The sequence below is a fragment of the Streptomyces sp. NPDC058195 genome (assembly GCF_042883525.1).
Taxonomy (GTDB): Bacteria; Actinomycetota; Actinomycetes; order Streptomycetales; family Streptomycetaceae; genus Streptomyces.
In genome coordinates this window covers 141,392-162,950 of record NZ_JBHVVM010000004.1, presented here as the reverse complement: position 1 = coordinate 162,950, position 21,559 = coordinate 141,392, and the positions used below count along the sequence as shown (strand labels likewise).

Here is a 21,559-nt window from a genome sequence, read left to right as displayed (position 1 = left end):
GTCTCCCTTGAGATCGACGGCGGCGGGGAGGCGGCCGGGGCCGCGGGAGGTTCCCCGGGGCAAGGGCGTGTCGCCCTGGCACCTACGGAGCGCCCACCCTACTGCGCGAAGCGATCACGGTGCCCCAGCGCCGCCGCCGACGGCCGCCCGCGCGTCCGGCCCGGCCGCGCCGGGGTGCTCGCCCGGCGCGAGCGTTCCGAGGTCCCCGGTGTCGCCGAGCCGGAGCAGGAAGGGCTGGAGCCGGGTGTAGCGGATCACGGTGACCGAGCAGGGGTCGGCGTGGATGCGCTGGAAGAGGTCGAGGTGCAGCCCGAGCGCGTCGGCGACCAGGGCTTTGATGATGTCGCCGTGCGAGCACATCACATAGGCGGCGTCCTCGCCGTGCGTGTCCTGGATACGGGTGTTCCAGTCCCGTACCGCGTCGACGGCGCGGGCCTGCATGGCGCGCATCGACTCACCGCCGGGGAACGCCGCGGCCGACGGGTGCCGCTGCACGACGTCCATCAGGGGTTCGTCGTTGAGTTCGGCGAGTTTGCGGCCCGACCAGTCGCCGTAGTCGCACTCGCTGATCCGCTCCTCGGTGTGCAGTTCCAGTTCCGGGCGGGCGTCGAGCAGCGGGCGCAGGGTCTCCCGGCAGCGCTGGAGCGGGCTGCTGACGGCCGCGGCCAGCGGCAGTCCGGCGAGGCGGCTGGGCAGCGCCGCGGCCTGCGCGGCCCCGCGCTCGTCGAGCGCGACGCCGGGGGTGCGGCCCGCGAGCACCCCGGCCGTGTTGGCGGTGGAGCGTCCGTGGCGTACGAGGATCAGGGTGGGCATACGGGCCAGCGTAGGGGGTGGCGGCGAGGAGGTGCGCCGAGGAGCGGGGCAGGGAAGAATGCGCGCCGTGATCGTGGACTGTGCCATCTACCGGGACGGGCGCCGCACGGACGGCCCCGCCGATCTCTCCGATGCCCTCGCCGAGGCACGGGCCGCCGGGGACGCTTTCCTCTGGATCGGGCTGCACGAACCTACGGAGAAGGAGTTCTCCCTGGTGAGCAGCGAGTTCGGACTGCACCCGCTGGCGGTGGAGGACGCCCTGAGCGCGCACCAGCGCCCCAAGCTGGAGGTGTACGACGACTCGCTGTTCGCCGTCATCAAGCCGGTGGTGTACGACCATTCGGACGACACGGTCTCCACCGACGAGCTGATGGCCTTCGTCGGTGATTCGTTCGTCGTGACCGTCCGGCACGGGGAGGGCGCGCCGCTGGCCGCGGTACGGCGTCGGCTGGAGTCGGAGCCCGAGGTGCTCAAGCACGGGCCGACCGCGGTGCTGTACGCGATCAGCGACGCCGTCGTCGACCACTACATCGAGGTCGCGGGCGAGCTCCAGTCCGACCTGGAGGAGCTGGAGACGGAGGTCTTCGCGCCGACCGGCGGCCGGGACACCAAGAGCACCGCGTCGCGGATCTACACGTTCAAGCGGCAGCTCCTGGAGTTCCGCCGGGCCGCCGGGCCGCTGAGCGAGCCGATGGCCCGGCTGGCGAGCGCGGAGGTTCCGTTCGTCCACGAGCACTCGCAGCCGTTCTTCCGCGACGTCAGCGACCATCTGACGCGTGCCACCGAGTACGTGGAAGGGCTGGACCGGCTGCTCTCCGACATCCTGTCGGCCCATCTGGCCCAGGTGGGGGTACGGCAGAACGACGACATGCGCAAGATCTCCGCCTGGGCGGCGATGGCCGCCGTGCCGACGATGGTGGCCGGGATCTACGGCATGAACTTCGAGCACATGCCGGAGCTGCGCTGGGTGTGGGCGTATCCGGCGGTGATCGGGCTGATGGCCGTGGCGGTGTTCTCGCTGTACCGGCAGTTCAAGCGGCGCGGCTGGCTCTGAGGGCGTCGTGCCGGTCACGGCCGCGCGCGGTCTGCCGCCGGTTCAGGCGATCCCGGGCTCGGCCGTGGCGGGCCCGCCCAGCGCGTCGCGCCGCGCCGGCTGCGCCAGGCTCACCATGCGCCGCCACCCGGCGAACCGCTCGTAGGCGTAGACCGCGTGGATCCCGGCGGCCAGCACCGCTGCCCTGGCCCGGGACCAGCCCAGGATGCGGCCCATGTGGTCCATCACGGCGAGGCTGACATCGCGGTAGATCCGGATCTCGGCGAGCGCGCAGGCACGCAGGGCGCGCTGGATCGCGCGGCCGTGCCCGGCCCGCGCGAAGCGCAGCAGTTCCTCGTGGCAGTACGCCAGGTGGTTGTCCTCGTCGTGCGAGATCATCCGTACGGCGCGGCCGAGGTCGGGGTGGTCGGCGAAGTGCTTGCGGAGCAGGGCCATCTGCTCGGAGGCGCGCTGCTCGGTGACCCGGCTGTGCGCGAGGTAGGTGATGATGTCGTGCTCGGTGAGCCGTTCCTCACCGCGCAGCCGTTCGTGGGCGAGGCCGATGCCGTGCTTCTCCAGCAGCATCGTGTAGTCGGTCTCGCGCGGAACGGTCACGGGCCGCAGCCCCCGCTTGCGCAGCAGCGCGTTGAAGATCCTGCCGTGTTTGTCCTCGTCGGCACCGTGCCGGGCGATCCTGGGGGCGAGGGCGCGCTGGCTCTCGGGCGCCAGGGCGGCGATCCGGCCGTTCTCCCAGCCGCCCTGGGACTCCCCGCCGGCCGCGATGGAGCAGAACAGCCGGAACGACTCGTCGTCGTCGAGGATCTCCTGGAACAGGTTCTTCGCCGAGAGCATCACTGCCACCTCCGTGCCGCGTCCTCCGCACGACAGTCAAGTGCGGCGCCCCCACCCGGGCAACAGGAACGGGCCCCGGCTACGCCGGACGGGGCAGCCCGGACCGGCCTGGGCGGGTCCGGGCTGCCCCGTGTGCGGCTCAGGCGAGCCCGGCACGCTCCAGCGCGTCCGTTCCGGCCCGCAGGGCGGTGAGCCGCTCCTCCAGGGTGAAGCCGGCCGGGGCGAGGGTCAGCGTGGTGACACCCGCGTCGGCGTACGCCTGCATCCGGTCGGCGATCCGCTCGACGGGGCCGAGCAGCGAGGTCTGGTCGACCAGCTCCCGCGGCACCGCGGCGGCCGCGCCGTTCTTGTCGCCGGACAGGTACTTGTCCTGGATCTCGGCGGCTTCCTTCTCGTAGCCCATGCGCTGCGCGAGCTGGTTGTAGAAGTTCTGCTTGCGGCTGCCCATGCCGCCGACGTACAGGGCGGTGTACGGGCGGAAGATGTCGGCGAGGCCGTCCGGGTCGTCGCCGACCGCGAGCGGCAGCGTCGGGCAGACGTCGAAGCCCTCCATGGTCAGGCCCGCCTTCTCGCGGCCCGCCCGCAGGGGCTTCATCGCTGTCTCCTCCAGGTGCTCGGCGGAGGGGAAGATCAGCAGCGCCCCGTCGGCGATCTCACCGGTCTGCTCCAGGTTCTTCGGCCCGATCGCCGCGATGTAGAGCGGGATGTGCTCGCGCTGGGGGTGCACGGTCAGCTTGATGGGCTTGCCCGGACCGCCGGGCAGCGGCAGCGTCCAGTGCTGGCCCTCGTAGGAGAGGCGTTCGCGGGTCATGGCCCGGCGGACGATCTCGACGTACTCGCGGGTGCGGGCGAGCGGCTTGTCGAACTTGACGCCGTACCAGCCTTCGGAGACCTGCGGTCCCGAGACACCGAGGCCGAGCCGGAACCGGCCCCCGGAGAGGGAGTCGAGGGTGGCCGCGGTCATCGCCGTCATCGCGGGCTGGCGGGCCGGGATCTGCATGATCGCGGAGCCGACGTCGATGGACTCGGTCCGGGCGGCGACCCAGGAGAGCACCGTCGGCGCGTCGGAGCCGTACGCCTCGGCCGCCCAGCAGACGTCGTAGCCGAGCCGGTCGGCCTCCTGGGCCACGGCGAGGTTGTCGCCGTCCATTCCCGCACCCCAGTAGCCGAGATTGATGCCGAGCCGCATGGCCGCTCCCCTTACCGATCAGTAACGTCACTGAGTCCTGGACTCTAGCGCGCGCTGGCGGTATGCGGCAGGGGCGACTTGTCGCCGGGTTGTCCACAGCCCTCCGCCCGGCGGGGTCGCGGCCAGTAATCTCAGCCTCCATGGAGCAGAGGCATCTCGGCCGCACCGGCCTTCGCGTGTCCCGAATCGGGCTCGGCACCCTCACCTGGGGCCGGGACACCGATCAGCACGACGCCGCCGAACAGCTCAAGGCCTTCTGGCAGGCGGGGGGCACACTGGTCGACACGGCCGATGTGTACGGCGGCGGGGAGGCCGAGTACCTGCTCGGTCAGCTCCTCGGCGGCCTCGTGCCGAGGAGCGATCTGGTCGTCGCGACGAAGGCCGGGAGCGTGGCCGATCCGTACCGCAGGTTCAACGGATCGCGCGGCCATCTGCTGGACGCGCTGGACGCCTCGCTGGAGCGGCTGGGCACGGATCACGTGGACCTGTGGCAGATACATGCCTTCGATCCGGCGACCCCGCTGGACGAGACGCTCCAGGCGGTGGACCTGGCGGTGTCCAGCGGGCGCGCCCGGTACGCGGGGGTGTCGAACTTCTGCGGCTGGCAGCTGGCCAAGGCGGCGACCTGGCAGCTCGCCTCGCCCGGGGTGCGCACCCGGATCGCGAGCACCCAGATGGAGTACTCGCTGTTGCAGCGGGGCGTGGAGCGTGAGGTGCTGCCCGCCGCCCTCGACCTCGGGATCGGGCTGCTGCCGTCCTCGCCGCTGGGCCGCGGCGTGCTGACCGGGAAGTACCGGACGGGCACCCCGGCCGACTCGCGCGGGGCCTCTGATCTGCTGGCCCCGTTCGTCGAGCCGTATCTCGACGAACCGGCGAGCCGGGTCGTGGACGCGGTGGCGACGGCGGCGGACGGCCTGGCGACCACGCCGCTCCAGGTGGCCCTCGCCTGGGTGCGGGACCGGCCCGGGGTGGTGGCCCCGGTCGTCGGCGCGCGCACGGCGCGGCAGCTCACGGAGGCGTTGTCAGTGGAGGCGCTTAGTCTTCCTGACGAGATCTGCCAGGCGCTCGACGATGTGTCGGCGCCCGTGCACCGCTATCCCGACCAGGACTGGAGCACGCTGTGACTGCGCTTCCCCGGGGGGAGACCCCCGGCTCCCCGGCCGCCGCCTCCGACGACGCCGACGCCACCCCTGGTGCCGACGGGCCCGGCCCGTCCGCCGGGCAGTCGGCGGACGACGCGTCCGGCGGATCGCCGACGGACGACGACACGGGTGACGCGGACGGGGCCGCGGGCGCGGATGCGGGCGCGGATGCGGATGCGGGCGCGGATGCGGGCGCCGGGCCTGAGGACGCCGGGAGCGTGACCGACGGCGGCGAGAGCGGCCGGGCGGATGCCGCCGCACCACTCTCCGAGGCCGAGGCCGAGCTGGCCGCCCAGCGCGAGCTGAGGCAGCGGATCGAGCAGCGCAAGGCGGAGAAGGAGGGCCCGATCGCCGCCGGGACGAAGCTGAGCGGCAAGGCGGCCGACCTGATGGCGGCCGTGCGCGCGGTGGAGAGCGGTGAACAGCCCGCTGGCGCGTTCTTCGACTCGCCCGCCCCCTCCCCCGCCGGACCGCGCCGCGCCGCGCCCGCGCCCGCACCCTCGCCTCCCCGGGCCCCCGCGCCGCCGGCGGCCCCGCGGGCCGCCCCGCCGGAGGCCGTCGCCGCCACCGCGGCCGTGCTGTCCGAGGGCGGGGCTCCGGCGGCCCTGGCCGGGGCCGCCGCCGAGGCCCTGGGGGCCCAGGCCCCCGATGTCCTGCGCGCGGACCCCTGGCAGCTGCTGGCCGTGCCGGGTGTCACGCCCGAGCGGGCGGACGGCTTCGCCCGGGCCCTCCTCGGCGGCGGCTGCGGCCCGGACGACGAGCGGCGCACCGCCGCTCTGGTCGGCTGGCTGCTGGAGCGGGCCGCCCTGCGCGGCCACACGGTGCTGGACGCGGCGGAGGTACGGGAGGCGCTCGCCGGGCGTTCGGTGTCCGACCCCGAGGCCGCCGTCCGGCACGCCGTCGCCGAGGGAGTGGTCCTGGTCTTCCAGGATGGGCAGGACGAACAGGATGGGCAGGACGAACAGGACGGGCGGGGCGGCCAGGAGGCTCCGGAGTCCGAGGCGGCCACGGCGGCCACGGCGCCCGACGAGCCGGTGCGGGTGCTGCTGGGCCTCGACCGCTACGCCCTCGCCGAGGAGAGCCTGGCCGACGGTCTCGCCCGGCTGGTCAGCACCTGCGAGAAGGACGCCGACTGGTCGCGGGCGGCCGCGGACACGAACCCCGGCTCGGCGGCCGAGCTGATCCGCGCGGCCGCGGCCCACGGACTCGTGGCGCACACCGGGGGCGAGGCCGCCCGGGCCGAGCCCGCCGCCCTGATCACCGCGGCCCGCGAGCTCGGTCTGCGCGCCCTGGGCGCCACGCACAGCGTCGACGGCGGACAGCGGCTCGCCTCGGCGACCGGCGTCCCCGAGAGCGCCGTCACCCTCGCCGGGCTGCTCGCCGGGACCGAGGGCCCGGGGCGGGACGAGGAGGGCGCGCTCGCCGTCGACCTGCTCGTCGTGCTGGACGCCCCGCAGCTGGATGTGGAGAGCGCGGCGATCCTCGTCGAGTCGCTGGCCGACGGCACCCGTCTGGTGCTCAGCGGCGACCCCGGGGTGCTGGGCTCGGCCGGGGCGGGGCGGGTGTTCGCGGATGTCCTCGCGGCCCGCGCCTGCCCTCAGGTCGTCTCCCGTACGCCCGATCCGGGGCCGATCGGTGAGCTGGTCTCGGGCATCGGCATCGGCGAGCTGAACCAGGTCGAGGCGCCCGGCAAGGAGGTGGTGATCGTCCCGGTGCGCGACGCGGGCGAGGCGGTGCACCGCACCGTGCAGCTGGTCGCCGACTCGGTGCCCCGCGCCATCGGCGTACCGTCGGCCGACACCCAGGTGATCACGGTCGGCCACGGCGGGGCGGCGGGCACCCGGGCGCTGAACGCGGCCCTGAAACAGCGCCTCAACCCCGGGCCCGGCCGGTTCGGCGGCTTCGACCCGGGCGACCGTGTCGTCCACGTCCCGGCGCCCGGCCGGATCGTGCCTGCGGTGGTCGTCTCAGCCGACGCCGAGGGCCTGCGGCTGGACTGCGCGGGCACCACTGTCGTCGTCCCGCAGGAGCGCGTGGCGTCCTTCGTCCGCCACGGCTGGGCCCTCAGCGCGCACCAGGCGGCCGGGACGCGGTGGCCCGCGGTGGTCGTCGTGCTGCCGGGCGATGCGGCGCAAGGGCTGAGCCGCTCGTGGGTGTACACCGCCTTCGGCCGGGGCGAGCGGCATCTCTCGGTGGTGCACGGGGTGGACCAGGCGCTCCCGCGCGCCGTCGCCCAGCCACCGGCGCTGGACCGCACGACCAGGCTGCGCGCGCTGCTGGAGGCCCCGGCCCACTGAGCGGCCGGGCACGGATGTCACCCGCGCCGGGCCGGGCTCGTCGCCGAGCCCGGCCCGGTCGTGGAGCGGGTCAGACGGGATCCAGGCGGGCCGGTTCGTCCTCCGGTTCGTCGTCGTCCTCGTCGAAGACGGCGCTGACGTCGAAGCGGCAGACCACCAGCTGCGGATCCGCGTCGTCGAAGGGCGCGCCGAGCCATTCCCCCGCCTCGGGCAGTTCCTCCGCGGCCGTGACCCAGAGCGTGGAATCGCCCTCCTCCAGGCCGAATTCCGTGTGCCGGGAGGCGATCTCGTCCGCTTCGTACTCCCCGAAGAGCACCCCGAGCGCCGCGTGGACGCTGGAGCCGACCACCGCGGCGGTCCCTCCACCGCCGTCCCGGTCCGCGTCGGCGATCCGCTGCGCCTGTGCGAGCAGCCGCTGCGGCTCCACCACCGCGTAGTCGCGCCGGATCATCACACTGAGCGCGTTCGGCTCCTCGGGGCCGGTGTACGGCGGCAGCGAATCGTCCGCACCCGGGATCTCGAAGGGAGTGACTTCGTCATATCGGTCGTAGAGCAGTTCGTCGTAGAACTCGGCGGCAGCGGCCAGTGCGTTGAACGCGTCGTAGACGGCCGCGTCGTCGTCCCCGGTCCGGCGTTCGACGGCCGCGAGGTGGTGATCGAGCGCGGCTTTGACCGCCTCGGCGGCGGCGCGTACCTCGGCAGCCGTGGGCTGCGCAGCATCAGACATAGTGCAGACGCTATCCGTACACGGGCTCTGCCCGCACAATAGATGCGATGCCGGAATACGAATTTGTCGATGTGTACGTGCCGCGCGGGGTCTCCCGGAAGGAGACGGCCCGCCTGCTGACCGACCACGCCGAGTACGGTCACTGGGAGTTGGACCGGCTGTCGCTGCGTCGCGACGGCAGCCGCAGGGTGCGGCTGCGCCGGAGGATCATCCGCCAGATCCGGGCCACCTGGTGAGTCGGGGCGGGCACCGCAGCCGCGGAACCCGCCCCTCCCGTCGTACCGGCGTCGCCGCCCGGCTCCGCTAGGCGGACTGCCGTCCGCGGCGGTAGAGGACCGCGCCCGCGCCCGCGAGCATCAGTCCGGCGCTCACCGGGACCAGCAGGTCGAGCCCGCCCGCCCCGGTGTGCGCGAGCTGCGGCACGGTCGGCTTCTCCGGCACCTGGGGCACTTCCGGCTTCCCCGGCGCCGGAGGCTTGTGCTCGGTGACCGGAGGCTTGACCGGCGGCGTGACCGGCGGCTTGACCGGCGGCGTGACGACGTCCGGGCCGTTCTCGCAGTGGTTGCCGAAGGTGGGGTTGAGCAGACCACCGACATCGACGCTGTTCCCGCAGACGTTCACGGGTACGTCGATGGGCGCGGAGATGGTGTTGCCGGACAGCACGCCCGGCGAACCCTCCGCGACGGCCTGGGCCGCCGACCCGCCGCTGAGCGGGGCGCGGTGCTTGCCGTTGCCCGGCCGGCTCGCCTGGCTCAGGTCGCCGGAGACCTGGCTGCCGGAGGCGTGCTTGCCCGGGGAGTCCTGCGAACCGTTTCCGCAGGTGTTGCCGAACGCCGGGTTGAGCAGCGCCACGACGTCCACGGAGTTGCCGCAGAGGTTGACCGGTACGTGAACCGGGATCTGTACCGAATTCCCTGACAGCACCCCCGGGGAATTCGTTGCTTCGCCGGACGCTCCCGCGTCGGCGTGCGCGTAGCCGCCGCTCAGCGCGAGTACGCCGCCTGCGGCCGCCACGGTGATCAGGCCCTTGCGCGTGACCTGTCGCATAGGTGTTTCCTGCCTTCTAAGCCTTCCGGAATACCCCCGGACTCGATCGTGCGGGGGCGGAGCACCAGCGACCCCGGAGCGCATGGCGTGCACTCCGGGGCCGAACTGGCTCAGACCCTTACGGGTTGACGCACAACGTCAGGCGTTGACGCAGGTGTTGCCGAAGGTGGGGTTCAGCAGCCCGACCACGTTGATCGTGTTGCCGCACACGTTCAGCGGGACGTGCACGGGCACCTGGATGACGTTGCCCGAGATGACACCGGGGCTGCCGAAAGCGCCCCCCTCGGCACCGGAGTCGGCGACGGCCATGCCCGCGCCCGCGAGCACCAGGCCACCAGTGACAGCCGCAGCAGCGACGACCTTCTTGATCATGATTCCTCCTAGTTTGGCAATGCGGTCCCAGCCGCGGACCGCATCACCTGTAACGAGGAAGAGATAAGGGAGCTACGAGCGCGTCGCCCCTTTCACTCGTTCCGGTCAGATACGCACACGCTGACGATTGCCGAACGGCAAAGTCGGCGGAATCCGGCAGGACGTCAGCAGTTGTCGATGAAACGGTCGAGCACCCGCACTCCGAACTTCAGACCGTCCACCGGTACGCGCTCGTCCACTCCGTGGAACATGCCCGCGAAGTCCAGCTCCGGCGGCAGCTTCAGCGGGGCGAACCCGAAGCAGCGGATTCCGAGGTCGTCGAAGGACTTGGCGTCGGTGCCCCCGGAGAGCATGTACGGCACCGCGCGGGCGATCGGGTCCTCGGCCTTCAGGGCGATCTGCATCGCGTCCACGAGCGCCCCGTCGAAGCTCGTCTCCAGCGCCTTGTCGCCGTGCACGTCCTCACGCTTCACGCGCGGGCCGAGGATACGGTCCAGGTCGGCCAGGAACTCGTCCTCGAAGCCGGGCAGGAAGCGGCCGTCGACATGGGCGATGGCCTGGCCGGGGATGACGTTCACCTTGTAACCGGCGCCGAGCATGGTGGGCGCGGCGGAGTTGCGGAGCGTGGCGCCGACCATCTTGGCGATGCCGCCCAGCTTGGCGAGGGTGGCCTCCATGTCCTCCGGGTCGAGCGGGGTGCCGAGCGCGTCGGACAGCTCGTCCAGGAAGGACCGTACGGTCTTGGTCACCCGGACCGGCCACTGGTGCCGCCCGAGCCGTCCGACCGCCTCGCAGAGCTCGGTGATGGCGTTGTCGTCGTTGGTCATCGAGCCGTGCCCGGCGGTGCCGTCCACGGTCAGCCGCATCCAGTGCATGCCCTTCTGGGCCGTCTCGACGAGGTAGAGCCGCAGCTTCTCGTTGACCGTGAAGGAGAATCCCCCGACCTCGCCGATCGCCTCGGTGACCCCCTCGAAGAGACCGGGGTGCTTGTCGACGAGGTACCGCGCGCCGTACGTGCCGCCCGCCTCCTCGTCCGCGACGAAGGCCAGCACGATGTCGCGCGGGGGCTTGCGGCCGCTGCGCATCCGGTCGCGGACGACCGCGAGGGTCATCGCGTCCATGTCCTTCATGTCGACCGCGCCGCGGCCCCACACGCAGCCGTCCGCGACCTCACCCGAGAACGGGTGGTGCGTCCAGTCGTGGGCGTTGGCCGGGACCACGTCGGTGTGGCCGTGGATCAGCAGCGCGGGGCGCGACGGGTCCTCTCCCTCGATCCGTGCCACGGTCGAGGCGCGGCCCTTGTGGGACTCGATGATCTGCGGCTCCAGGCCGACCTCGGCGAGCTTCTCCGCGACGTACTCGGCCGCGCGCCGCTCCCCCGGTCCCGAGTGGTCCCCGTAGTTGCTGGTGTCGATCCGGATCAGCTCACGACAGAGGTCGACGACCTCGTCCTCGCCGGAGGCGCCCCGAACCTTGCTGGTCTCGCTCACGCTGCTTCCTTCCACCGTCGCTGTGGTGCTCCCCCTCATCCTCCCGCGCCGGTCCCGGACGCCCAAGGGCACCCACCCCTCGCCATGCGCCTTTCCCGCAGCGCGGGACGTGATCGAGCACCCCCGAATGTTTGCTATTGTTTTCCACGTCGGAGCGGGCAGGAGCCCGCGAGACAGACACCTTGTCCGGGTGGCGGAATGGCAGACGCGCTAGCTTGAGGTGCTAGTGCCCTTTATCGGGCGTGGGGGTTCAAGTCCCCCCTCGGACACCAGCAGAAACCCCAGTTGATCTGGGGTTTTTCTGTTTTTCGGGCCAGATGGCCCAGCACCGCCCGCCGCCCGGCCCGGGAGGGCTCGGGGGCGACGACGTAGCATCGGCGCTTTACGCGATCTTGGTACGTGACGGGGGCATGCGGTGGGCAGCGGGCGCGGACGGCGCAGAACGGTACTGGCCGCAGTGGCCGTCGGGGCGGTGATCGCCTCCGGGACCGGGCTGTGGGCCACTGGCAGTCCGCCGTTCCGGGACAGCTACTGCTGGGGGGCGTGGCAGCAGGACAGCGGCCCGGACTTCCTCGGGGAGGAGGGGCTCGCCACGTCCGGCTCCAGGCGGAGCACCACCGAATCCGCCCCGCCCTCGGCCGGACGCCACCTCGCCCGCTGCACCGTGACGGTGACCTCGGCAGTGCCGGACGACGACTCCGGTGAGCCGCTCGCCTTCGAGGAGCGGGTCACCGCCGAGTACGGCCCGGTCCCGTCCGCGGCCGGGGACCGCCGCGCCTGGATCGCCCGCTACTTCGACGGTTCGACGACCCGGCTGCCGGACGGACTCGACGGGCTGGTCTCCCCCGACCGGGCGATGCTGGTCCTGCCCAGGGCCTGCGACGTGGACGGCAGGCCGTCCGCGGTGACGATCCGCGGCGGGAGTACCGGCGACGGCCACCTGGGCAGGCTCACCATGCCGTTCTCGGTCGGCACCCGGTCCGAGGTGGCCCGGATGCTGGTGGACCTGGCCAACACCGGGATGCGGAAGGCCGGTTGCGCCCCGGACGAGCCACTGCGCACGACGTCGCCGATCGTGACGATCCCGGAGGACGCCGATCGCGCCATGCGCCCGCTGTGCCGGATACCCGGGGTGACGGTGAAGCTCGGCGGGGGTTCCGGGTACCAGCAGCGGGTGGGGGTGGTCGACGGACGGCTCCAGACGTGTTCGGTGGCGTGGCGTGCGCGGGGAGAGCCGGACGAGCCCGCGGCGCAGTACGTGATGACGTCCGAGCCCCGGCTGGCCGCGCTGTTCGACGGCCTACCGGAAGGGGCCGGTGAGGGGCTGAAGCGAACCGAGTGCAAGGGGCGGCGGACGGTGTTCTACGCGCATCTGGGTACGGCGCTGAAGGGTGCGGGCCTGCCCGACGACCGGACGGTCTTCACGCGGTTCACCGAGTCGGTGGGCAGGCGCATCGGGTGCGGGGCCGGTGAGGGCGCGTGAGCGGGAACCTCGGGCCGGAGGGGAACGGGGCGGCGGTGGACGACGGCGGCACGGCGGACGCGCCGGAGCGGGTCTCCGGCGGGAGCGGTCCCGCGCGGGCCACGGTGCTGCGGCGGCTGCTGCGGCGCCGTACCGGGCTAGCCGTCACCGCGGCCGGGCTGGCCGGGGCGCTCCTCGGGGCGGGCGCGGTGGCCTGGCGCACGGACACGCTCGCGCTGGTCGGCCCCGCCCCGTGCTGGGACTCCCTGAGCGACACGACGGTGTCGGATCTCTTCGGCGAGCGCAGGACCGAGACCGAGGAGCAGGTGCTCCAGGCCGATCCCGGGGGCCACGACGACATGTACGGGCAGTGCCGGATCACGAGCTACCGGGACGACCGGGCCCGTCGGCAGCTCACGGTGCGGGTGCACCGGCTGGACGGGCTGCGGGGCACGGACGGGCGGGAATGGCCCGGGGAGTTCCTCACGGCGGGCGCGGTGCCGCCCGGTGGCGGGCTGCCCGGTCTGGTCTCGCCGTCGCGGGCCTGGCTGGCGCTGCCGCAGAGCTGTGTCGGGCGGGACGAGTTCACCGGGCCGACGGTGGTGGATGCCGCGATGGGCGCGGCCGGACTCGACGGTTCGGACGCGTACGACCGGGAGGACCTCGCGGCGCTGACCCGGACCGTGGTGGAGGCCGCCAACGGGGTCATGCGCGACTTCGGCTGTTCCGGCACGTACCGGATGCCCGGTGCGATGCCTGCTCCGGTGAAGTGGCAGAAGTCCCGGCCCGACGCCTTCTGCGGCATCGAGGGGTTCACTGTGCCCTCGGCGTACCGCAAGGACCTGCCCCGGACGCGGGTCGGGGGTGACGGCGGGCCCGCCCGGGTCTGCGAGGCCGGCGGCTCCTTCGATCCGGCGGTGCGGCTGACGACGGTGACGGACCCGGTGCTGACGGAGATCTTCGCCTCGCGCGCGCTGCGCAGCGGGCGGACCGTCAGGGGATCCAAGGGGTCCGGCAGCATCGACGGCTCCCGGGCCGTCTACCGGGCGGCCTGCCAGAGCGGTCCGGTGGTCTTCGTGGTGGATCAGCTGGACCGCATCGAGCGCGCTCCCTCGGGGCTCGCCGGCGCGCTGCTGCCCGGCTATGTGGCCGCCGAGGCCGAGCGGATCGGCTGCGGTCCGGAACGGGTGGCGGCGCCGGAGGACTGAGGGCCGCCAGACCGGCGTTACGCTGCAAGAACCCCGGGCGGCGGAGCGAGGAGCGGACACCATGGATGGCACGGCAGCGGTCGGTATGCCCCGGTGAGGGGGCGCGGGAGGCCTCCGGCGGCTCCGCTGCCGCAGCGGGACGGGATCGATCCGGTCCGGCTGCGGCTGCCCGGCGACCCGGACGGGGCGTGGCCGACGGTGCGGGACCATCTGGTGGCGCGGTTCGCGGGCGCGATCGGGGCGGCGCGGGTCGGCGCCATGGTCGCCGAGGGCCGGTTCGTGTCGCTGCGGGGCCCGGTCGCGGCCGGCGAGCCGTACGAGGCGGGCCGGTACGTCTGGTTCCACCGGGATTTCGCACCGGAGGAGCCGGTGCCGTTCCCCGTCGGGGTGGTGCACCGCGACGAGCACCTCGTCATCGCCGACAAGCCGCACTTCCTGGCGACGACCCCGCGCGGACGGCACATCACCGAGACGGCGGTGGCCCGGCTGCGCCGCGAGCTGGGGATGCCGGAGCTCCAGCCCGCGCACCGGCTGGACCGGCTGACGGCGGGGCTCGTCCTGTTCGTGGTGCGGCCCGGGGAGCGGGGCGCGTACCAGACGATGTTCCGGGACCGCCGGGTGCGCAAGGAGTACGAGGCGGTGGCCGCGTACGATCCCGCGCTGGCGCTGCCGCGGACCGTGCGCAGCCGGATCGTGAAGGAGCGCGGGGTGATCGCCGCGCGCGAGGAGCCCGGTGAGCCGAACAGCGAGAGCCGGATCGAGCTGCTGGAGCACCGGGCGGGGCTCGGCCGCTACCGGCTGCTGCCCGCCACCGGGCGGACCCATCAGCTGCGCGTCCACATGAACGCTCTGGGGCTTCCGCTCGTCCACGACCCCGTCTATCCGGTGGTCGAGGCGGAGGGTGCGGCGGACGACTTCTCGCGCCCGCTCCAGCTGCTGTCCCGGGTGCTGGAGTTCACCGATCCGGTCACGGGCGAGCCGCGCCGCTTCGAGAGCGGGCTGCGGCTCTCCGCCTGGCCGGACCGGTGAACTGCGACGCGTCTCAGTGACCGCGGGCGATCCACTCGCCCAGGTGCGGGGCTTCCGCGCCGATGGTGGTGGAGTCGCCGTGCCCGGTGCGCACGGTGGTGTCCGGCGGGAGCGTCAGGAGCCGGTCCCTGATCGAGTCGACGATGGTCGGGAAGTGGGAGAAGGACCGTCCGGTGGCGCCGGGTCCGCCCCGGAAGAGCGTGTCCCCGGTGAAGACGGTGGACAGCCCGGGGGCGTAGAGGCAGACGGCGCCCGGGGCGTGGCCGGGGGTGTGCAGGACCTGGAGGGCCGTTCCGGCGATCTCCAGCGTCCCGCCGTCGGCCAGTTCGCCGTCCGGCGTGCGGTCGGGGTGGGTCTGGCGCCACAGCGGCAGGTCGTCGGGGTGCAGCAGCACGGGGGCGCCGGTCGCGTCGGCGAGGGCGGGGGCCGCGTCGATGTGGTCGTTGTGCGCGTGGGTGCAGACGATGGCGCGCAGCGCACGGCCGCCGAGCGCGGCCTCGATGGCGGCGGCGTCGTGGGCGGCGTCGATGACGATCGCCTCGGTGTCGTCGCCGACGATCCAGACGTTGTTGTCGACCTCCCACTCGCCGCCGTCGAGGGCGAAGGTGCCGGAGGTGACCAGGTGGTCGATGCGGGCGGTCATCAGAGGATCACCACCGAGCGCAGCACATCGCCGTCGTGCATCCGGGCGAAGGCCTGCTCGACGTCGCCGAGTCCGATCGTCTCGGTGACGAACGCGCCGAGGTCGAGCCGTCCCTGCTGGTGCAGGTCGATCAGCATCGGGAAGTCGCGCGAGGGCAGGCAGTCGCCGTACCAGGAGGACTTGAGCGAGCCGCCGCGTCCGAAGACGTCGATGAGCGGCAGCTCCAGCTTCATCTCCGGGGTGGGGACGCCGACCAGGACGACGGTGCCGGCGAGGTCGCGGGCGTAGAACGCCTGCTGGTACGTCTCGGGGCGGCCGACCGCCTCGATGACGACGTCGGCGCCGTTGCCGCCGGTCAGGGCACGGATCGCCTCGACCGGGTCGGTGGAGCGGGAGTTGACGGTGTGGGTGGCGCCCATCGTCTTCGCGGTCTCCAGCTTCCGGTCGTCGATGTCGACCGCGATGATCCGCGCCGCACCGGCCAGCCGCGCCCCGGCGATCGCCGCGTCGCCGACGCCGCCGCAGCCGATCACCGCGACCGAGTCGCCGCGGCCGACCTGGCCGGTGTTGATGGCGGCGCCGATGCCCGCCATGACGCCGCAGCCGAGCAGTCCGGCGACGGCCGGGGAGACCTCGGGGTCGACCTTGGTGCACTGGCCGGCGGCGACCAGGGTCTTCTCTGCGAACGCGCCGATGCCGAGGGCGGGCGACAGCTCGGTGCCGTCGAGGAGGGTCATCTTCTGCTTCGCGTTGTGGGTGTCGAAGCAGTACCAGGGGCGGCCGCGCAGACAGGCGCGGCACTGCCCGCACACGGCACGCCAGTTGAGGACGACGAAGTCACCGGGGGCGACGTCCGTGACGCCCTCGCCGACGGACTCCACGATTCCGGCGGCCTCGTGGCCGAGCAGGAAGGGGAAGTCGTCGTTGATGCCGCCCTGCTTGTAGTGGAGGTCGGTGTGGCAGACGCCGCATGCCTGGATCTTGACCACGGCCTCGCCGGGGCCCGGATCCGGGATCACGATCGTCTCGATCCGTACCGGCTCGTTCTTCCCCGGTGCGATGACCCCTTGCACCTGCTGCGACATACCGTGGTCTCCTGTTTCCGTCTTTTTACGAAGATCGAACGCGAACAACCGTACGCCCCGTGAGGGTGTCACGGCGGCGCGCCGCGTTGGCGGGAAACCACCGTCGCCCACCCGGCGGGATGTACCGGTTTCGGTCAGATGGTGCGTGGTGCAGAACCTTGACGGACTCCCTGAGGTCCTTTGATACGCAGGGGGAGCCCGGCCGGTACCTGCGGGGGCAGGGGCCGGACGACCCGTCACAGGGGAATCACTGATCATGGGGGAAGTACCTTGACCGAGATCATCGAGGCCACGGAGAAGATCAGTCAACCGGGCGGCGAGTCCGCCCCGGCACCCGGGGTGACCACGCTGGGCGCGCCGGTCGGCGGGCTCGTGCCGTACACCGACGCGCTGCCCGTCCCGCCGGTGCTGCGCCCGCAGAGCGGCGATGTGCTCCGGGAGACCGAGATCGCCGTGTCACCCGCCTGGGTGCGGCTTCACGCGCAGCTGCCGCCGACCCTGATGTGGGGGTACAACGGCATGGTGCCGGGGCCCACCATCGAGGTGCGGCGCGGGCAGCGGGTCAGGATCGCCTGGACCAACCGCGTCCCGAAGGGAAGCGAGTACCCGGTCACGGCGGTGGAGGTCGGTCCGGTCGCGCAGGGCGCGCCCGCCCCGCACAACAGCCCCGGCCGTGACGGCGTCGAGCCGGACCCGGACGTGGCCGCCCTGCCCGCCTGGACGGTGACCCATCTGCACGGCGCGCAGACCGGCGGCGGCAACGACGGCTGGGCGGACAACGCGGTCGGCTTCGGCGACGCGCAGCTGTCGGAGTACCCGAACGACCACCAGGCCGCCCAGTGGTGGTATCACGACCACGCCATGAACATCACCCGGTGGAACGTGTACGCCGGGCTGGTCGGCACGTATCTGGTCCGGGACGACGAGGAGGACGCGCTCGGGCTGCCGTCCGGCGACCGGGAGCTGCCGCTGATCCTCGCCGACCGCAACCTCGACACCGATGAGGACGGCCGTCTCAACGGGCGGCTGCTGCACAAGACGACGGTGCTCACCAAGGCCCATCCGGAGACCGGGAAGCCGGTGTCGCTCCCGTTCTTCGGCCCGTACACGACGGTCAACGGGCGGATCTGGCCGCATCTGGACGTGGACGACGCCTGGTACCGCTTCCGGCTGGTCAACGCGTCCAACGCGCGGATCTACGACCTGGTGCTGGTGGACGACGAGAACAACCCGGTGCCGGGGGTGATCCGGCAGATCGGCAGTGACGGCGGGCTGCTGCCGCGCCCGGTGCCGGTCGACTTCGACGGGTCGCTGCCGCAGCTGACGGTCGCCCCGGCCGAGCGGATGGACCTGCTGGTCGACTTCTCGGCGCTGGCCGGGCGCCGGGTCCGTCTGGTCAACCGCGGCAAGCTCGCCCCCGGTGTCCCGGACCCGGCGGCGAACGTGCCGTTCCCGCAGGTGATGGAGTTCCGGGTGCGGGAGACCGGCCGGCGGGACACCTTCGAGCTGCCCGAGGTGCTGTCGGGTTCCTTCCGGCGGTACGAGCACGGCCTGGTGGAGCACGGGCACCGGCTGGTGGTGCTGACGGTGCCGGGCACGGTCGGCGGCGGCGGGCACCCGGAGATCTGGGAGATGGCGGAGGTCGAGGACCCGGCGACGGTGCCGGTGCCCTCGGACGGGATCATCCAGGTCCAGGGCGAGGACGGCGCGGTGCGCACGTACCGCAGGATCTCGCGGACCTTCAACGACGGTCTCGGCTTCACGGTCGGCGAGGGCACCTTCGAGCAGTGGTCGTTCCTCAACCTGGGCGGCCCGACGCACCCGATGCACATCCACCTGACCGACTTCCAGGTGATGGGCCGGGAGGCGTACACGCTCGACGGCTTCGACCCGGCACTCGGCGGTACCCGCTCCCCGGTCGCGTTCGACCACGGCACCAAGATCCCGGCCGCCCCCAACGAGCAGGGCTGGAAGGATGTCTTCCGGGTGCCCGCGGGGCAGATGGTGAAGGTGCTCGGGACGTTCGACGGGGCGTACGGGAGGTTCATGTACCACTGCCATCTGCTGGAGCACGAGGACATGGGCATGATGCGGCCGTTCGTCGTGATGCCGCCCGAGGCGATGAAGTTCGACCACGGCGCCGGGCACGGCGGCGGGCATGAGGGACACGGCGGCTGATCCGGCGTCGCCCCGCGACCACCCCGCCCCGGCCCCGGAGCGGGGTGGTCGCGTCTTTCGGGGCCTCAGGGGGCGAGGACGTCCAGTTCGTGCAGGGCTCCCACGGCGATCTCCTTGGTGAGCCGCTCCGCCGCCGCCGCGTCGCCCTCGCGCACCGCTTCGGCGAGCCGGACGTGGAGGGTGACGGCGGCCGGGTCGGGGTCCTCGAACATGACCTGGTGGTGGGTGCGGCCCGCCAGCACCTCGGCGACCACGTCACCGAGGCGCGCGAACATCTCGTTGCCGGAGGCGTTGAGCACGATCCGGTGGAACGCGATGTCGTGCTCCAGGTAACCCTCCAGCTGCTGGCCGCGCGAGGTGGCGACCATGCCGAGGGCACGCTCGGTGAGGGCCGCGCACTGCTCCGGGGTGGCATGACGGGCGGCGAGACCGGCCGCGACGGGCTCGATCGCCGAACGCAGCACGGTCAGCGAGCGCAACTGGCGCGGGCGGTCGGCCCCGGCCAGCCGCCACCGGATGACCTGCGGGTCGTACACGTTCCACGCCTCGGACGGCCGTACGGTCACGCCGACCCGGCGCCGGGACTCGACCAGGTGCATGGACTCCAGGACCCGGATCACCTCGCGCACGACCGTGCGCGAGACGCCGAAGCGCCGGGCCAGCTCGTCGGTGCGCAGGACCTGCCCCGGCGGATGCGCACCGGCGGCGATCTCCAGCCCCAGAGTGTCCAGCACATGGGTATGGAGCCCGGGGCCCTGTGTGGTCATGGGCAAAGCCTACGGGGCACGCTCCGGTAACGAAAAGTACGACGTTTACGTCACACCATCTTGAATAAGTCGTACGTATGGGTTTCAGTAGCGCGACGGACCGATGTCGAGGAAGACATCGCGGAAGACTGCGAGGCACCCCCATGAGCACTCCCCACGTCGTCGTGGTGATGGGCGTTGCAGGGACCGGCAAGACCACGATCGGCCCCCTGCTCGCCGCCGGACTCGGCGTTCCGTACGCGGAGGGCGACGACTTCCACCCGGCGGCCAACATCGCCAAGATGTCGGCCGGGATCCCGCTGGACGACGCGGACCGGTGGCCCTGGCTCGACGCCATCGGCCGCTGGGCGCACAGCCGGGCGGGGCTCGGCGGCGTGGTGAGCAGCTCGGCGCTGAAGCGGTCCTACCGCGACCGGCTGCGCGCCGGGGCACCCGGGGCCCTCTTCCTCCATCTGACCGGCGACCGGGCGCTGATCGAGGCGCGCATGGCGGGGCGCACGGGTCATTTCATGCCCACCGCGCTGCTCGACTCCCAGTTCGCCACCCTGCAGCCCCTGCGGGAGGACGAGGCCGGTGTCGCGGTCGACGTGTCCGGCACCCCTGAAGAAATCACCCAGCGAGCCGTCGCGGCCCTGCGCCGGCTCGACGACTAAGGACCACCACCGTGACCAGTCTCAGCGTCGAGATGTTGGCAGCGGACGCCGTCGAACCGATCACTTCGGCCGGCAACGCGCAGTTGGGCATCGCCGTTCTGGCGGGCATCGCCGTCATCGTCCTGCTCATCACCACATTCAAGATGCACGCGTTCCTCGCGCTGACCATCGGTTCGCTGGCGCTCGGTTCGTTCGCCGGGGCCGCCCCGGCGAAGACGATCGCCAGTTTCACCGCCGGCCTCGGCTCGACCGTCGCGAGCGTCGGTGTGCTGATCGCGCTCGGCGCGATCCTGGGCAAGCTGCTGGCCGACTCCGGCGGCGCGGACCAGATCGTCGACACCATCCTCGACCGGGCGAGCAAGCGCTCCATGCCGTGGGCGATGGTGCTGATCGCCTCGGTGATCGGCCTGCCGCTCTTCTTCGAGGTCGGCATCGTGCTGCTGATCCCCGTGGTGCTGCTGGTCGCGAAGCGCGGCAACTACTCCCTGATGCGGATCGGCATCCCGGCGCTGGCCGGTCTCTCCGTGATGCACGGTCTGATCCCGCCGCACCCCGGCCCGCTGGTGGCGATCGACGCCCTCGGCGCCAATCTCGGCGTCACGCTGGCGCTGGGCGTCCTGGTCGCGATCCCCACCGTGGTCATCGCGGGACCGCTGTTCTCCCGCTACGCGGCGCGCTGGGTGGACATCCAGGCCCCGGAGCGGATGATCCCGCAGCGCCCCTCGGAGGAGCTCGACCGCCGTCCCGGCTTCGGCGCCACCCTGGCGACGATGCTGCTTCCGGTGGTGCTGATGCTGGTCAAGGCCCTGGTCGACATCGTCGTGGACGACCCGGAGCAGGGTCTTCAGAAGATCACCGATGTGATCGGCTCGCCGCTGATCGCGCTGCTGGCGGCCGTCGTGCTCGGCATGTTCACGCTGGGCCGGGCGGCCGGATTCTCCAGGGGGCGGCTCTCCAGCACGGTCGAGAAGTCACTCGCGCCGATCGCTGGCGTGCTGCTGATCGTGGGCGCGGGCGGCGGTTTCAAGCAGACCCTCATCGATGCCGGTGTGGGCCAGATGATCCTGGACTTCTCGCAGGACTGGTCGATCCCGGCCCTGCTGCTGGGCTGGCTGATCGCGGTGGCGATCCGGCTGGCGACCGGTTCGGCGACCGTGGCCACCATCTCGGCGGCCGGTCTGGTCGCCCCGCTGGCCACCGACATGTCGACATCCCACGCCGCGCTGCTGGTGCTGGCCGTCGGAGCGGGTTCGCTCTTCTTCAGCCATGTCAACGACGCCGGGTTCTGGCTGGTGAAGGAGTACTTCGGGATGGACGTCGGCCAGACGGTGAAGACCTGGTCGGTGATGGAGACGATCATCTCCGTGGTCGCGCTGGTCTTCGTCCTGCTGCTGTCGCTGATCCTCTGAGCCCACGGCACCCGGAGCCGTCCCCGTCGGCGTCCGCCGCCCCGGTGCGCATGCCACGGCGTGCCCCGGACGCGGCGGGCGCCGTCGCCGTACCGGCCGCGCTGCTCACGCCAACCGCGGCCCTCGCTCCCGTGGTTGGCGCTTCGGCGGCCGTCCGCCCGCC

20 protein-coding genes and 1 tRNA gene are annotated in these 21,559 nt (G+C 72.6%); 11 read left to right on the top strand and 10 right to left on the bottom strand.

The features are described 5' to 3' along the window. Positions 1-114: 114 nt before the first annotated feature. Complete coding sequence (locus tag ACFVWY_RS06735; protein ID WP_389868000.1) at positions 115-813, bottom strand: histidine phosphatase family protein; 699 nt, start codon at positions 811-813, stop codon at positions 115-117. A gap of 58 nt (positions 814-871) precedes the next feature. Between ACFVWY_RS06735 and corA the strand changes: the two genes are divergently transcribed. After that, the gene (corA, locus tag ACFVWY_RS06730) at positions 872-1,867 is read left to right on the top strand and encodes a magnesium/cobalt transporter CorA (protein ID WP_389867998.1); all 996 of its coding nucleotides are present in this window, start codon (positions 872-874) and stop codon (positions 1,865-1,867) included. A gap of 42 nt (positions 1,868-1,909) precedes the next feature. Here the strand turns inward: corA and ACFVWY_RS06725 are convergent, their stop codons facing one another. After that, the gene (locus ACFVWY_RS06725; protein WP_389868344.1) at positions 1,910-2,698 is read right to left on the bottom strand and encodes a ferritin-like domain-containing protein; all 789 of its coding nucleotides are present in this window, start codon (positions 2,696-2,698) and stop codon (positions 1,910-1,912) included. 139 nt (positions 2,699-2,837) lie between these two features. After that, positions 2,838-3,887 (bottom strand): LLM class F420-dependent oxidoreductase, encoded by a 1,050-nt coding sequence (locus tag ACFVWY_RS06720; RefSeq protein ID WP_389867996.1) that lies wholly within the window; start codon positions 3,885-3,887, stop codon positions 2,838-2,840. 140 nt (positions 3,888-4,027) lie between these two features. On the opposite strand from ACFVWY_RS06720, the gene ACFVWY_RS06715 reads away from it, so the two are divergent. Continuing rightward, on the top strand, positions 4,028-5,011 hold the full coding sequence (locus ACFVWY_RS06715; RefSeq protein WP_389867994.1) for an aldo/keto reductase: 984 nt from the start codon (positions 4,028-4,030) through the stop codon (positions 5,009-5,011). After that, positions 5,008-7,326: an ATP-dependent RecD-like DNA helicase gene (locus ACFVWY_RS06710; RefSeq protein WP_389867992.1), complete on the top strand. Its 2,319-nt coding sequence runs from the start codon at positions 5,008-5,010 to the stop codon at positions 7,324-7,326. The genes ACFVWY_RS06715 and ACFVWY_RS06710 overlap by 4 nt, the downstream gene beginning before the upstream one ends. Positions 7,327-7,396: 70 nt before the next feature. Here the strand turns inward: ACFVWY_RS06710 and ACFVWY_RS06705 are convergent, their stop codons facing one another. Continuing rightward, positions 7,397-8,053 (bottom strand): hypothetical protein, encoded by a 657-nt coding sequence (locus ACFVWY_RS06705; RefSeq protein WP_389867990.1) that lies wholly within the window; start codon positions 8,051-8,053, stop codon positions 7,397-7,399. Positions 8,054-8,100: 47 nt separating this feature from the next. Here ACFVWY_RS06705 and ACFVWY_RS06700 point away from each other — a divergent pair, with 47 nt between their 5' ends. Then, complete coding sequence (locus ACFVWY_RS06700) at positions 8,101-8,289, top strand: DUF5703 family protein (protein ID WP_389867989.1); 189 nt, start codon at positions 8,101-8,103, stop codon at positions 8,287-8,289. A gap of 67 nt (positions 8,290-8,356) precedes the next feature. Here the strand turns inward: ACFVWY_RS06700 and ACFVWY_RS06695 are convergent, their stop codons facing one another. The 3 genes from ACFVWY_RS06695 to ACFVWY_RS06685 all read right to left on the bottom strand — a co-directional run bounded on the left by ACFVWY_RS06695 (position 8,357) and on the right by ACFVWY_RS06685 (position 11,001). After that, positions 8,357-9,100 (bottom strand): chaplin, encoded by a 744-nt coding sequence (locus tag ACFVWY_RS06695; RefSeq protein WP_389867987.1) that lies wholly within the window; start codon positions 9,098-9,100, stop codon positions 8,357-8,359. Between the two features lie 138 nt (positions 9,101-9,238). Further along, positions 9,239-9,472 (bottom strand): chaplin, encoded by a 234-nt coding sequence (locus tag ACFVWY_RS06690; RefSeq protein ID WP_389867985.1) that lies wholly within the window; start codon positions 9,470-9,472, stop codon positions 9,239-9,241. Between the two features lie 164 nt (positions 9,473-9,636). Next, the gene (locus ACFVWY_RS06685) at positions 9,637-11,001 is read right to left on the bottom strand and encodes a M20/M25/M40 family metallo-hydrolase (RefSeq protein ID WP_389867984.1); all 1,365 of its coding nucleotides are present in this window, start codon (positions 10,999-11,001) and stop codon (positions 9,637-9,639) included. A 145-nt stretch (positions 11,002-11,146) separates the two neighbouring features. Here ACFVWY_RS06685 and ACFVWY_RS06680 point away from each other — a divergent pair. From ACFVWY_RS06680 to ACFVWY_RS06665, 4 genes are all read left to right on the top strand, one after another. Next, a tRNA-Leu gene (locus ACFVWY_RS06680) sits at positions 11,147-11,234 on the top strand. Between the two features lie 143 nt (positions 11,235-11,377). After that, on the top strand, positions 11,378-12,445 hold the full coding sequence (locus ACFVWY_RS06675) for a hypothetical protein (protein ID WP_389867982.1): 1,068 nt from the start codon (positions 11,378-11,380) through the stop codon (positions 12,443-12,445). Beyond that, positions 12,442-13,632, top strand: coding sequence for a hypothetical protein (locus ACFVWY_RS06670; protein WP_389867980.1), 1,191 nt, complete (start codon positions 12,442-12,444; stop codon positions 13,630-13,632). Before ACFVWY_RS06675 ends, ACFVWY_RS06670 begins: the two co-directional genes overlap by 4 nt. Positions 13,633-13,725: 93 nt before the next feature. After that, entirely contained in the window at positions 13,726-14,661 is a 936-nt protein-coding gene (locus tag ACFVWY_RS06665) for an RluA family pseudouridine synthase (RefSeq protein ID WP_389867978.1), read from the top strand. Between the two features lie 13 nt (positions 14,662-14,674). On the opposite strand, the gene ACFVWY_RS06660 is transcribed toward ACFVWY_RS06665, so the two are convergent. Then, on the bottom strand, positions 14,675-15,304 hold the full coding sequence (locus ACFVWY_RS06660; RefSeq protein ID WP_389867977.1) for an MBL fold metallo-hydrolase: 630 nt from the start codon (positions 15,302-15,304) through the stop codon (positions 14,675-14,677). After that, complete coding sequence (locus ACFVWY_RS06655; protein ID WP_389867976.1) at positions 15,304-16,389, bottom strand: S-(hydroxymethyl)mycothiol dehydrogenase; 1,086 nt, start codon at positions 16,387-16,389, stop codon at positions 15,304-15,306. Before ACFVWY_RS06655 ends, ACFVWY_RS06660 begins: the two co-directional genes overlap by 1 nt. Before the next feature lie 270 nt (positions 16,390-16,659). Here ACFVWY_RS06655 and phsA point away from each other — a divergent pair, with 270 nt between their 5' ends. Further along, positions 16,660-18,567 (top strand): O-aminophenol oxidase PhsA, encoded by a 1,908-nt coding sequence (gene phsA, locus ACFVWY_RS06650; RefSeq protein WP_389867974.1) that lies wholly within the window; start codon positions 16,660-16,662, stop codon positions 18,565-18,567. Between the two features lie 65 nt (positions 18,568-18,632). Here phsA and ACFVWY_RS06645 read toward each other — a convergent pair whose 3' ends face one another. Further along, on the bottom strand, positions 18,633-19,334 hold the full coding sequence (locus tag ACFVWY_RS06645) for a FadR/GntR family transcriptional regulator (protein ID WP_389867972.1): 702 nt from the start codon (positions 19,332-19,334) through the stop codon (positions 18,633-18,635). A gap of 143 nt (positions 19,335-19,477) precedes the next feature. On the opposite strand from ACFVWY_RS06645, the gene ACFVWY_RS06640 reads away from it, so the two are divergent. Together ACFVWY_RS06640 and ACFVWY_RS06635 are read left to right on the top strand one after the other, a co-directional pair. Further along, positions 19,478-19,987: a gluconokinase gene (locus ACFVWY_RS06640; RefSeq protein ID WP_389867970.1), complete on the top strand. Its 510-nt coding sequence runs from the start codon at positions 19,478-19,480 to the stop codon at positions 19,985-19,987. A gap of 11 nt (positions 19,988-19,998) precedes the next feature. Further along, positions 19,999-21,396 carry a GntP family permease gene (locus ACFVWY_RS06635; RefSeq protein ID WP_389867968.1) on the top strand — a complete coding sequence of 466 codons (1,398 nt, stop codon included), beginning with the start codon at positions 19,999-20,001 and terminating at the stop codon, positions 21,394-21,396. The last annotated feature ends 163 nt before the right edge of the window (positions 21,397-21,559 follow it).